Below are 12,756 nucleotides of genomic sequence, written 5' to 3'. Positions count from 1 at the left end.
TCTGCCTAAAACTCACAAAGTGTAACCGTTCAGACCTCTATTCAAAAACCAGCATTTTTTTGTAAAAAATGTTGCAAGCCATTGATATTTGGTTCTCGCACTATCATAAAAAGGGGTCAGGTTTAATTAATAATTAAACCTGACCCCTTTTTGTTCTTGCATCGCATCTCTGGCCCGCCTGATATATCTTGCGCGCGTCCAGTTACGATGCGTTTGCCGGATCGGCATTTATTGTGGGACCGACGCCTTCGTCGCGATCGTCGAAGCCATTGATGCTTGGCAGCCGATGGCTTTGATCGAAGCTTTGGCGTTTTGACTTCGACGCCTTCAACTGGTTATTCGAACTTCTCGACCTCGATAATCGCGATCTTGGGATCGCTCCCACAACGGAGTAAGGAGGCATTAATCGTTGGTGCGGGATATGTATCCCGCCTCGTTGAAGAATACACGCAAGGGTTGCTATCCTTCCGGCTATCGAATGGTATGTCTCATGTAAAAAGGGTCTTTACAGTGGCCAAGTTTGAAGGGGCTTTATTCAACGTTGAAAATCGCGCCCCGCTATCATTGCTTCGACATAGCCGGTTCTGATCACGAAGTCGCCGAAACGTTCGCCGGCTTGGCGGTCGTCGGCATAATGCCGCAGTAACGGTGTTAATTCAGCCAGAATCTGCTCCTCATTGATATTTTCCCGATACAGTTTATTCAGTCGTTGACCTTCGAACCCGGCGCCTAAATACAGATTGTATTTGCCCGGCGCCTTGCCGACCAGGCCTATTTCACCGAGAAAAGGACGGGCGCAGCCGTTTGGGCAACCGGTCATGCGCAGTAAAATGGGGTCGTTCTCCAGGCCAAACTGTTGCAGTAGCGGCTCCAGTTTGTCCAAGAAAGCCGGCAGATAGCGTTCGCTTTCGGCCATCGCCAGGCTGCAGGTCGGAAAGGCGACACAGGCCATCGCATTCAAGCGTAACGCGCTTTGCTGTCCTGGCTCCATAAAACCGTATTGGCGCAGCAGCGATTCGATTACCGGTTTGTTGTGATCGCTGACCTTGCCAATGATCAGGTTCTGGTTCGGTGAAATCCGAAAGTCGCCGTCATGGACCTTGGCGATTTCGCGCAGCCCGGTCATGATGGGCGCATCTTCGTCGGCGATACGGCCGTTCTGGATGAACACGGTGTAATCCCAGGTGTCGTTGATGCCCTTGATCCAACCGTAGCGGTCGCCCGAATATTCGAAAGTGTATTCTCTCGGCGCTTCCAGTTGCCAGCCCAGGCGACGATTCAATTCGAATTTGAACCAGTCGACGCCGCGGTCGTCGATGGTGTATTTCAGACGCGCATGCTTGCGGTTGGTTCTATCGCCGAAATCGCGCTGGATCTTGACGATTTCTTCGGCGACTTGCAGTGTCTTGTGCTTGGGGCAGTAGCCGATCACGTCGGCCAAACGCGGATAGGTGTTCGGCTCTCCGTGGGTCAGGCTCATGCCGCCGCCGACCGTGACATTGAAACCGATCAGACGGTCGTTCTCGGCAATTGCAATGAAGCCTAGATCGTTGGCGAAGATATCGACATCGTTGGCGGGTGGCACCGCGATTGCGGTCTTGAATTTACGCGGCAGATAATGTTTGCCGTAGATCGGTTCCTCGTCCTGGCGACTGGAATCGATCAGCTTTTCGTCCAACCATATTTCATGATAGGCGGTCGTTCTCGGAGTCAGGTGATCGTTGATGCGGCGGGCATATTCGTAGGCTTCCCCGTGCAGCCGGGATTGTTCCGGCACCGGGCTGCACATGACATTGCGGTTGACGTCGCCGCAGGCGGCGATGGTGTCGAGCAGCGAGGCGTTGATTTCGGCGATACTACGTTTCAGGTCGCGTTTAAGGATGCCGTGGAACTGCAGCGCCTGGCGCGTGGTCAGTCGTATGCTGCCGTTGCACCAGGTAGTGGCGATGCGGTCCATCTCCAGCCACTGCGCCGGCGTGCAAATGCCGCCGGCGACCCTGACTCGAACCATGAATTGATAATGCGGTTCCAGCTTTTGCTTGCGTCGCTCGTCGCGCAGGTCGCGGTCGTCCTGCTGATAAATGCCGTGAAACTTGGATAGTTGGGTGTCGCTATCGGTCAGCGCGCCGGTCAACGGGTTATTCAGGCTTTCCACCAGGCTGCCGCGCAAATAATTGCTGGCATCCTTGATGCGTTCCACTTCGACCCGTTTGTTCAATTCTTCCTCAGACACGTCGGTCATGTTTGTATCCTCGTTAATAAATGTCACGCTGATAGCGTTTTTCTTTCTGTAAGGTTTTCACATAGTGTTCCGCCGCATCGCGGTTCATGCCGCCTTCACGCTCGACCAGACCCAGCAGGGTCTCGTGCACGTCGCGAGCCATGTGTTTTTCGTCGCCGCAGACATAAAGATAAGCGCCTTCCTGCAGCCAGGCGTATAAATCGCGGCTGTGTTCCTGCATGCGCTGTTGCACATAGACTTTCTCGGCCTGGTCGCGGGAAAAGGCGACGTTCATCCGCGTCAGCAAGCCGCTTTTTAGATAACGCAGCCATTCGCTTTGATAGAGGAAATCGGTCATGAAATGCTGATCGCCGAAAAACAGCCAATTCTTGCCGTTGGCGCCGACCGCCTCGCGTTCCTCGACGAAGGCGCGGAACGGCGCGATACCGGTGCCCGGACCGATCATGACGATCGGCGCGCTGGGGTCGCTCGGCAGCTTGAAATTTTTGTTGTGATCGACATAGACCGGTATTGTCGTTTCCGAGCCGATACGGTCGGCCAGGAAGGTCGAGCAGACGCCATGACGGCGGCGGCCGTGACTTTGATAGCGGACCGTTGCAACGGTCAGATGCACTTCATCGGGATGTTGTTTCAGGCTGGAGGCGATCGAATAGAGGCGCGGCGGCAATTTGCGCAGACTATCGATGAAATCTTGCGGATTTAAATCGGCGCAGGGAAAATCGGTGATCAAATCGATGATTTCGCGGCCATATAAATAGTCGGCCAGGTCTTGCTTATGCGCCTCGTCAAACAGACCTTCCAGCTTGGGGTTGCCGTTTAGAGCGGCATATTTCTGCAGCATCGGCCGGGTCAAGGTCGTGATTTCATAGTCGCAAAGTAGGGCTTCATACAATGAACGGTCTTTGCCGTCGCTGCTGACTGCGTCATCCCCGTTAAAATGCAGGATTTCGAGCAGTTCTTCGACTAGCTCCGGTGCATTGCCAGGATAGATACCTAAGGCATCGCCGGGTTCATAGCTTAAACCGGAACCCTCCAGGGACAATTCATAGTGGTGGGTTTCCTTGTTCGAGCCGCGCCCGTTCAATACGATCTCATCCAACAATACGGCCGGGAATGGATTTTTGCGTGAATATGGGGATAGGGCGGCGGTATTAGCCGTGGCCGGGGGCAGGCCCGTTTCCTCAGAGACACTCAGCGTGCGCTGGCTTAGTAAGCTCAGCACCGAAGTCATCCAGTCTTCCGCAGCCGTCTCGTAATCGACATCGCAATCGACCCGCTCGAACAGCCGCGTCGCGCCGAGTTCTTCCAGGCGAAGATCGAAATCGGCGCCGGTCTTGCAGAAAAATTCATAACTGGTATCGCCCAACGCCAGCACGGCGAATTGGGTGTGTTTTAATGACGGCGCCCGTTTGCTGAACAAAAAGTCATAGAGATCTCGGGCATTATCGGGAGGATCGCCTTCGCCATAGGTGCTGACGATCACCAGCAGATATTTTTCGGTCTTCAGTTGTGGCGCCTTATAATCGCCCATGTCCTTGATCACGGCTCGCAGACCGCGCTCGGCGGCTAGGTCATGGACTTGTTCGGCCAGCTCCTCGCAGTTGCCGGTTTGCGAACCGACCAGAATGGTGATTTCGTCGACTGTTGCCTCATGGGAGGTGGTGCTTACCGCCGATGACAATTGCGCGGTCAGATAACCGGCTACCCAGGCCTTTTGTTCCGACGTCAGCAGGGATGAAAACTGTCGGAACAACCGATAACGTTCCTCGTCTAGCGGCGTTTGAGTTTGTTCGGGGAAGGTATCACGCATAAATATTTTCCTTATACAGTAGGGCTGAATAGTTTTTAACTATTGAAAAGTCCCATGTCTACCGACAAAAATCTATCAACGTTTGGCCCTGATTGAACAGATTCAGTTTTAAGTCGGACACTAATAACCAAGTATTTTACTCAGCAATTATCATTAAAGCTACTCCCTTTATACTCAAAAAATGACTAACTTTATGAAGGTATGGGGAGTGGCTAGCGAGGATGTCGGCAGCAGGGCAGATTTTTGCTCCATGCAAAATCTGCATTCACGCCATCCTTGGCGTTCGAGCGCTACCGTCAAGCTCCATGGAGGGGTTCACGGCGGTCCTCGATAGACACATCCCATACCTTTTATTCTTAGACGGTTTTTCGATGAAAAGGGAATAGTTTCCGTCCGTTGAGGACATTAATCCAGCTTCCGATCGATATAATTTGCTTTGATTTATTGGCTGTCGTGGTATATATGAAGCAAGGTTTGGCGATTTTTCGGGACAAATAATGACGACACCACAATTCTCAACGAAAGTCAGATGTTTCCATGATGGCGACTGCCCTTTATGCAAAGCCGAAGTTAAGGCGATGAAAAGACTCGATCGAGACGGCGCGATTGAATGGGTTGATATAGTCCGCGACCAGGCAGCTCTCGATAGCGTCGGAATCAGTTATAAACAAGCGATGGACCGTATCCATGTCATCGACGAAAACAGACAGTTGCAAACCGGGGCGCATGCATTCTTGGTTCTGTGGAAGCGTTTGCCCTATTATCGCCGGTTGGCTGTCTTGGTCGAAACGCTTCCTGGACTCTTGTCTCTGATGGAATACGCTTACCGCCTATTCGCCTATTATCGTCTGCCGTTGACCGGAAAACGGCGTATCGACGAAAAAAATAATTCAACCTGACCCCTTTTTTAGACCCCTTTTTTTGGGGAATAATGTTTGGGTCGCATGACGCGGCGAACATCGTCTAACAAAGTCGGCGATTTTGAACTTGACATAAAATTGTTAGCGGCTATAGTGAGGCGAATTTGTTATATAGGAAAATTTGCCTGAATTTATGGCTAATATCAAGTTATTAAGGCAAATATGCATGGTTTGGGTGTTATCAGGGCTAAAGTGCCTGAAAAGATCGCCAATATCAACTTATCGGGCAGATTTGCTTGATAATCAATAGTTGGGCATCATCATATAGATACTGATACACAAACTTTCTGCACAATGATCCGCAATCGTTCGGAAGAGAATCGTCGAGCTATGAACTGCTTCTTGGCTCCTCATGGTGTATTGAGTCCGGCGTTCTCAATTCTCCGGCAAGAATTAGACTCTATGATTCGGGTGATTTATCTGCTGCAAATGGCTGATTTGGCAGAACGCTCCCGGTTGATCCGATCAACCCTACGGGGAGAAAAATGGAAGGTGCCCACGCCCAAGGGAAAATTCCGAGATGTAACTGACCGGGAGATGGTTGATCTTTCCCAGCAGTTACAAGGCTGGACACAGTCGGTCTATCGGTTTGGTTGTGCTTTTGTCCACCTGTCGGATTTTCATAATCATCATGCTCAAAACCCTTTTCAGCGATTGACAGAAGCGGAGCGGCAGGATGTTCTATCGCACATGCGAAATTATCATGGAGGCCCGTTGCACGATAATCCAAGCATGGAAGAGTTCTCGGAGTATCTGCCGCGCGTTTTCGAAAAAATTGCCGGCAATCTCATGTGTTACGTTGAGCATCTTGAACGTGGTGAAACATCATGCGCCTGATGCCCAACCCGGCAGCCGAGCGGACCTGCGCGAAAAGCCGCGCAGTCCGCTCACTTCTACGTTATACATAAAAAAACAGTCCCAAACAGGTGCGGCGTATGAAGACAATCCATGTTATTCCTTTTCTTTTGGCGCTGACCGGCAGCTGTCTTGCGAATGCGGAACAATTACTGTGTTTGCCAGATACAACCATGCAAATTAGTTCTACAAACACAAATACTGGACGGGTAAGACAAACCTCGCAAAATACCCTTATCATTAAAAAGTTACCTAATAATATTTCAATTTTACAGGGCAAAGAACAAATCGATTTCCAGAAATTGAACAATTACATTTATACCTCTGGTTTCGGCACAATTATCCTGCACCCAGAGAATGACTCAAGAATAATAGTTAGCGCTTTTAGACCAGCGGACTCGAAAGGAAAGTCTTCTGTAGAAACGACTGTATATGACTGCAATACGTTATAGTGGCCTTATTGTTATTGCAGGCAAAAAATGTATAACAAGCGCATCAATTTTGACCGGTTTTACAAGCCGCGCCGTTTCACTCTGCTCTGTGTAAAACCGGCAAATTATGCGAAACGTTGGGCTTGAGCAGATCGCGGAATGAGTGAATGTTCATTTTTCGACTGAAAAGGGTAGCAGCAAGATGGCACTGAGCGAAAATGGACACGCATAACTTTTCCTTTATTGTGTGGAGCTTGACAGATAATGACTACGACCACCGAACAGATCCGGAGCGCTAATGAGGTGATCTGTCAAAATATCGAATCACTTTCCGATCAGCGAGCATTACTCTCGCAGAACGTCCTCTCTCAGCTCCGGAACCTCGTAGAGGGAGTTATTGTTCGGTTGCACGCAGGATCGGAAGATGCATCGTTTCGCTACGATGCTGTAGGGCCGGGACTTGATTTCGTCAGAAGCAACGCAAGATTCAACTTTCTGAGCAGGTTCCACAAACTGCTTCAGAAAAGTGTTTCTCACTACACTGTGGATGGAGATGCTTCCGAGCGTTTGATGCTCAAATACTACGAGTATCTCCACCGAATACGCAGTTTACTTCATGAGTGTTGTGGAATTGAAGTGCTTACAAACCTTGAGGAATTTCCGGTCGATCTCGATCCATCTCTGCGGGAGTACCATGAGAAAATCGCGGCAAGAATTGAGGCTATCCGCTTAACTCCACCAAACAACAGTACGGACAGCAGGGAACGGTACTACATCCACAAAACACGCCCTTTTTTTGTAGGCGGGCGAATTTACTACGAGGTGACCTTCTACCGCGCCATCAATAAGGTCAGTAAGTTTGATCGCATCATAGCTTTCACCAACATTGATATGACAGATAAGTATTCTGCCATGTTGGCCCTCCGGCGGGACTCCATCTATGTGCTCGGTCAGACCATGCCAATCACGATTATTCGTGAGTGGGAGGTCTCAATTCGTCCGTGTGAGTTTGATAACTTCGCACATCTTTTGGGAATTGAACTAAAAACAAATACCAGCTCTACGGAGTACCGCCACCTGATGGGATGGTTGACGGTGAATTCGGCCAATCTGCTTGATCTGTTTGAAATGTCTGACCATCAGTATGCAACGCTTAGAGCGGCAGGCATCGCTGGCATGACCAAGCCGAGGCTCTTTCCTGTACTGGATGAAGTTCGTCGCATCGTGAAGGGGGGTTCACCAGGTCAAAACGTTTTGCGCTATCTCATGCTTCGAATGAACAACAACATTATCAAAGCGCAGTATAGTCGGGACAACTGTTATCTCCTCTCTGATATGCAGCTTGCTTTTGGGTGCATCCCCTTCGATACCATGCCGTTTTGCACATCGCTGCCTGGGCACAATCCTCGTTACTGGGACCTTGTGGAGAGCCTTGACGTGATCGACCGGAACCACGAATTGCTAGCCCGGTGTGTGAAGAATAACGTTGAACGCCATGGAGCTCTCTACACGCCCACAGGGGATCTCGAGGAGTTCGGGGACGTCAGCAGGTTGGTTGCCACTTACAATAGTAAGCTCTACTACAAGCATACGGAGCGACGGCTTGTGCTCGACAAGGGGCATGTCTTTATCTGCGGGTATGAGAACGACACGGTGTCCATCGTCGAAAAACTTCAGGAATTCGCATCGTCCGGGATCGCCGGCTATACCCATGCTGTCGAGCAATGGCTCGATGAAACATCTCGTAGCATAGATGACCCGACGAAAGTGGATGCGCTTAAACAGTTGTTCAGCCAGTCGCGCGTTGCCCTGATCTATGGAGCGGCTGGCACTGGCAAGTCAACGATGGTAAACCACATCGCGAACTACTTTAACGACAAAACGAAGCTCTTTCTTGCGCATACCAATCCAGCGATTGATAACCTCAAACGCAAGGTTACGGCGCAGAATTCCGAATTTCGGACGATCAGTAGCCAGGTTGGCAGAAGAGCCTCCGCTCAGGAATATGATCTCCTCATCATCGATGAATGTAGTACCGTCAGCAATGCTGACCTGATTAAGGTTTTGGAGAAAACTCCCTGCAAGCTGCTCGTGCTTGTTGGCGACATCTACCAGATTGAGTCGATCCAGTTCGGCAACTGGTTTGGAGTCATTCGCTCATTTATCCCGACTATATCAGTGTTTGAACTTAAGACTCCTTTTAGGAGCACGAATGAATCACTCCTGAGCTTCTGGAATAAGGTCCGAGCCATTGAAGACGACCTCACTGAGATTATGTCCCGCAATAGCTATTCGGCTGTGCTCGACAAAACACTATTCGAGGCCCAAGGCGAGGATGAGATTATCCTGTGTCTGAATTACGATGGGCTCTACGGCATCAATAATGTCAACCGATTCCTGCAGAGCAGCAATCCTAATGCAGCGACTATCTGGCGCGAGTCTACGTATAAGATTGGTGATCCGGTTCTGTTTCACGATAGCGAGCGCTTTCGGCCTGTGATCTTTAACAATCTGAAGGGCTGGATTGTCGACATTGAACATGATCGAGGCTGGATCAGGTTCGATGTGAAGCTTGATCGTCCGCTTAGCGAGTTTGATGTCGACAATTCTGAACTCGAATGGATAGGTGACTCGACTGTGCGCTTCACCGTGTATGATCGTGGCGGCACCAGTGATGAAGACGATGATTCACTGAATACCACCGTTCCGTTTCAGGTGGCTTATGCTGTATCGATACACAAGGCACAGGGCCTGGAGTATGACTCCGTTAAAATTGTCATTACCAATGCGAATGAAGACGACATTACACACAGCATTTTTTACACAGCCGTAACTCGGGCACGCGAGCGACTTCAGATATTCTGGACACCTGAGACACAACAAAGCGTTTTGCAGCGACTCAGCCGCAAGACCACCCAAAAAGACGTCCACCTTCTGTCCAGTCGGCGTGGCCTTACCCCGGTCAACGTATGAGCCAAGGAAAAGGCGCAGAGCGCAGATGACATAGAAGATAACCGCCCAACTACAACATCGAGTCTGACGGCTTACCCTTCCGCTGCACTCCAGGGAAAGCCGCAGCTCAAGCGAAACGTTATGCAATTACAGGATAAATTTATTGAAAAACTTTAGACTTCCAGCTCATTTAATTTCAGTGTTAAGTGATGAAATATCACAATGGGAAACTCATGCATCTATGGATAATCTTTTCATGTATGCAAATGCGCCTGGAGAACCACCCGAAGGAAGCAAATTAACTAAAGCACAATCTTGGTTACGTAGAGTTAATTCAGATGAAAGTTGTGATAGCTTGGAAGTGTTGGGTTTTCTTATAGAAAATTATATGGAACCACCTCTTCCTGAAAAAGATTTTTGGTCTGATGAGGAACCATCACTTAATGAGCAGCAACAAAAAAGAATCGATCGTATAAGCCTTGCTTTAGCGAGAGCTAATTTACAATATATTGCTGGTGCAAAAGTTACTCATATATCAGGTAGTGCTTCACGTAGTTTGAAAGATATTATTTGTAAGTTGGATCATAGTTCAATCGATCAGGAGTTTAATAGAGCCATTAAGAATGTTGAGACATCGCCTCGAGAAGCGGTTTCAGCAGCTTGTAATATACTGGAATCCATATTTAAAACATATATAGAGGAAGAAAATTTAACTCTACCAAATAAACAAGATTTACAACCAACATGGAAAGTTGTACGTGATGATTTAGGTCTTAATCCTAGCAAAATTGAGGAGCGAGATTTACAAGAAATTATTTCTGGAATTTTTGCAACTGTTAATGGTATCGGGGCATTACGAACACATGCTAGTTCTGCTCATGGTGCGGGAAAAAAAGTATATGAGCTTAAACCAAGACATGCGCGTCTTGCTGTTCATGGAGCGCATACTTTAGCAACTTTTGTTTTAGAATCGTGGCAAGAAAAGCGAAATGTTAGAAAAGCCAAAGCATAACCAGCGGGTCAACTTGACCGTCAAGTTACCCTTATCATAAAAAAGGGGTCAGGTTGAATTAATAATTCAACTCGCCCCTTTTCTACAGGTTACCCCTTTTTTCCAGATAATATTGCTATGTTTTCTCTATGGCTGAAGCAACGATAAATTGGCTTCTATCGCTCAAAGTGTTCTTACCCTTGATAGCGCTTCGCCATATCGCGCAATGGCACGACTTTGATTTTACCCGCGTGTCCGGCCGAGCCGAACGCTTCGTAGCGTGATTGGCAAAGCGCTTGCATTGCATCCCTGGCCGACTGATATATCTTGCGAGAATCCAGCTCCGACGCGTTAGTCGGATCGGCGATATAGCGGCGAATCGCGCCTGTTGAGGCCATGCGCAGATCGGTGTCGATATTGACCTTACGAACGCCGTATTTTATGCCTTCGACGATTTCATTGACCGGCACGCCATAGGTTTGCGGGATGTTGCCGCCGTACTCGTTGATGACTCTCAGCCAATCTTGCGGCACCGAGCTCGAACCGTGCATGACGAAGTGGGTATTCGGTAAGCGCTGTTGCAGTTCGCGCAAACGGCTGATGACCAGAACCTCGCCGGTCGGCGGTTTGCTGAATTTATAGGCGCCATGACTGGTGCCGATAGCTACCGCCAATGCATCGACTTGCGTTTGTTCGACGAATTCGACCGCTTCGTCGGGGTCGGTCAATAAGCGATGCATTGCCTGACCGGTTTGGTTTTCCAACGAACCCAAGCAGCCGATTTCACCTTCCACCGACACGCCGCAGGCATGTGCCATCTTGACGACGGTGCGCGTCACGTCGACGTTATAGTCGAAAGAGGCCGGCGTTTTCATATCTTCCAGCAAGGAGCCGTCCATCATCACCGAGCTGAAGCCCGATTGGATCGCCTGGGCGCAGATGTCCGGGGACGGCGCATGATCCCGGTGCATGACAACCGGAATGTGCGGGTATTGTTCGACGGCCGCAAGGATCAAATGGCGCAAGAACACTTCGCCGGCATAACGGTTGGCGCCTGCCGAACCTTGCATGATAACGGGACTGTCGCAGGCTTCGGCCGCCTGCATGATGGCCTGGACCTGCTCCATATTGCTGACGTTGAATGCGGGAATGCCGAAGCCGTGTTCGGCGGCATAATCCAGCAGTTGTCGTAGTGAGACTAAAGCCATGAGCGGTTCTCCTTCCTCTTTTATTTTGACGGTATTTCTCTGACAATGAAATTTGATAGCGTCAAAAGTACCGCCAAAATTGACGGTATGCAATAAGGCACAAAAAAGCCCGCTAAGCTAAAAGCTTGCGGGCTTTATGAAAAACAGGTTCGAGACCATCGCTTGGTGCCTGGGGCCGGAATCGAACCGGCACGGTGTTGCCACCGAGGGATTTTAAGTCCCTTGCGTCTACCAATTTCGCCACCCAGGCATTTAAGGATGTCGTAGAGCTGCGCATTGTACCTTATGCGGGACGGCATTCGCCAGTATTTTTTTACTTGCGTTTTGTTTCTAGCGAAACGGATTTTTCTTATTAAGATACGCTTACGGGCAAATTCATAAAACGACGATATGTTGCGACTTCCCAATGTAGAATGTTTTCATAAACGCCAACTTAATGCCTATTCTATAGTGCATTTGCGGCTTTATTCGTTATCTCGCTAAGGATTGCCGATATCCAGATTAGATGGGATCTGAAGATACGCATAGCCATCCGTAGTCCTTGATTCCGCCAATCCCTGATGTAATGACGCGTTTTTCCTTAAATTGGCGCCTACTTGGAATGTTCTTCCGTTTTGCCATTGCCTGGTTTCGAGATACGTTTGAAATCAATACTTTTACTTGAGGAACACGTTTTGCATTCATCATTTCTGAGTTCGTTTTTTATCCGTTGCTTGTTAATCGCTACACTCTCGGGGCTTGGCTCGGTTTCTGCCGATACAAGCCGGCTAGTGGTCGGTGAATTCTCCTCCGGCAGCCTTGCCGGCTGGAAACCTAAATCGTTTAAAGGCACTACGCTTTATACAATCGAGTTGTTAGATGATGTTCGCGTATTAAGAGCGAAGAGCGAACAAACGGCGTCCGGCTTATTTAAAGAGCAGCGTATCGATCTTCAAAAAACGCCTTATTTGAATTGGCGATGGCGCATAGAAAATCGTTTGGGAAAGATCGACGAACAAAGTAAGACCGGCGACGATTATGCGGCCCGTATCTATGTGGTGGTTAGCGGCGGCTGGGCATTCTGGCGAACGCGGGCGATCAATTATGTTTGGGCCGGGAATTCACCGAAAGGCATGGTCTGGCCGAATGCTTTTGCCGGTCGTAATGCGATGATGATCGCTTTGCGTTCGGCTGACGATCAAACCGCTACTTGGTATCAGGAAAAACGTAACATACAGCGCGATTTGGAAGCGCAATTCGGCGAAGCTATTCGCTACATTGATGCCGTGGCATTGATGACCGATACCGATAATGCCAGCGGGAGCGCCGAGGCTTATTACGGCGATATTTATTTCTCTCGGGATTAAT

Annotated in this window: 9 protein-coding genes and 1 tRNA gene; 6 read left to right on the top strand and 4 right to left on the bottom strand. The window is 49.3% G+C overall.

Going from position 1 to position 12,756, the window contains the following annotated elements; all coding sequences use genetic code 11:
* Positions 1-535: 535 nt before the first annotated feature.
* Both cysI and ACRJJO_RS12980 read right to left on the bottom strand, forming a co-directional pair.
* Positions 536-2,242, bottom strand: coding sequence for an assimilatory sulfite reductase (NADPH) hemoprotein subunit (gene cysI, locus ACRJJO_RS12985; protein ID WP_431066145.1), 1,707 nt, complete (start codon positions 2,240-2,242; stop codon positions 536-538).
* A 13-nt stretch (positions 2,243-2,255) separates the two neighbouring features.
* Positions 2,256-4,052, bottom strand: a complete 1,797-nt coding sequence (locus ACRJJO_RS12980) for an assimilatory sulfite reductase (NADPH) flavoprotein subunit (RefSeq protein WP_431066144.1) — start codon at positions 4,050-4,052, stop codon at positions 2,256-2,258.
* Positions 4,053-4,549: 497 nt separating this feature from the next.
* Here ACRJJO_RS12980 and ACRJJO_RS12975 point away from each other — a divergent pair, with 497 nt between their 5' ends.
* The 5 genes from ACRJJO_RS12975 to ACRJJO_RS12955 all read left to right on the top strand — a co-directional run bounded on the left by ACRJJO_RS12975 (position 4,550) and on the right by ACRJJO_RS12955 (position 10,222).
* Positions 4,550-4,951, top strand: coding sequence for a thiol-disulfide oxidoreductase DCC family protein (locus tag ACRJJO_RS12975; protein ID WP_431066143.1), 402 nt, complete (start codon positions 4,550-4,552; stop codon positions 4,949-4,951).
* A 315-nt stretch (positions 4,952-5,266) separates the two neighbouring features.
* Positions 5,267-5,809 carry a hypothetical protein gene (locus tag ACRJJO_RS12970; RefSeq protein ID WP_431066142.1) on the top strand — a complete coding sequence of 181 codons (543 nt, stop codon included), beginning with the start codon at positions 5,267-5,269 and terminating at the stop codon, positions 5,807-5,809.
* Between the two features lie 98 nt (positions 5,810-5,907).
* Complete coding sequence (locus ACRJJO_RS12965; protein ID WP_431066141.1) at positions 5,908-6,279, top strand: hypothetical protein; 372 nt, start codon at positions 5,908-5,910, stop codon at positions 6,277-6,279.
* Between the two features lie 243 nt (positions 6,280-6,522).
* A complete protein-coding gene (locus ACRJJO_RS12960) occupies positions 6,523-9,231 on the top strand; it encodes an ATP-dependent DNA helicase (protein WP_431066140.1) in 2,709 nt (902 codons plus the stop codon).
* Between the two features lie 142 nt (positions 9,232-9,373).
* Positions 9,374-10,222 carry an abortive infection family protein gene (locus ACRJJO_RS12955; RefSeq protein WP_431066139.1) on the top strand — a complete coding sequence of 283 codons (849 nt, stop codon included), beginning with the start codon at positions 9,374-9,376 and terminating at the stop codon, positions 10,220-10,222.
* A 173-nt stretch (positions 10,223-10,395) separates the two neighbouring features.
* Here the strand turns inward: ACRJJO_RS12955 and fba are convergent, their stop codons facing one another.
* Together fba and ACRJJO_RS12945 are read right to left on the bottom strand one after the other, a co-directional pair.
* Positions 10,396-11,409, bottom strand: coding sequence for a class II fructose-bisphosphate aldolase (fba, locus tag ACRJJO_RS12950; RefSeq protein WP_431066138.1), 1,014 nt, complete (start codon positions 11,407-11,409; stop codon positions 10,396-10,398).
* 163 nt (positions 11,410-11,572) lie between these two features.
* Positions 11,573-11,659, bottom strand: a tRNA-Leu gene (locus tag ACRJJO_RS12945).
* 424 nt (positions 11,660-12,083) lie between these two features.
* Between ACRJJO_RS12945 and ACRJJO_RS12940 the strand changes: the two genes are divergently transcribed.
* Positions 12,084-12,755, top strand: coding sequence for a DUF3047 domain-containing protein (locus ACRJJO_RS12940; RefSeq protein WP_431066137.1), 672 nt, complete (start codon positions 12,084-12,086; stop codon positions 12,753-12,755).
* Position 12,756 lies beyond the last annotated feature (1 nt).

Origin of the sequence: Methylotuvimicrobium sp., from assembly GCF_050611805.1 — a bacterium.
Taxonomy (GTDB): domain Bacteria; phylum Pseudomonadota; class Gammaproteobacteria; order Methylococcales; family Methylomonadaceae; genus Methylotuvimicrobium.
The sequence above is the reverse complement of the archived record's forward strand: the minus strand, read 5'-3'. Positions and strand labels throughout refer to the sequence as shown.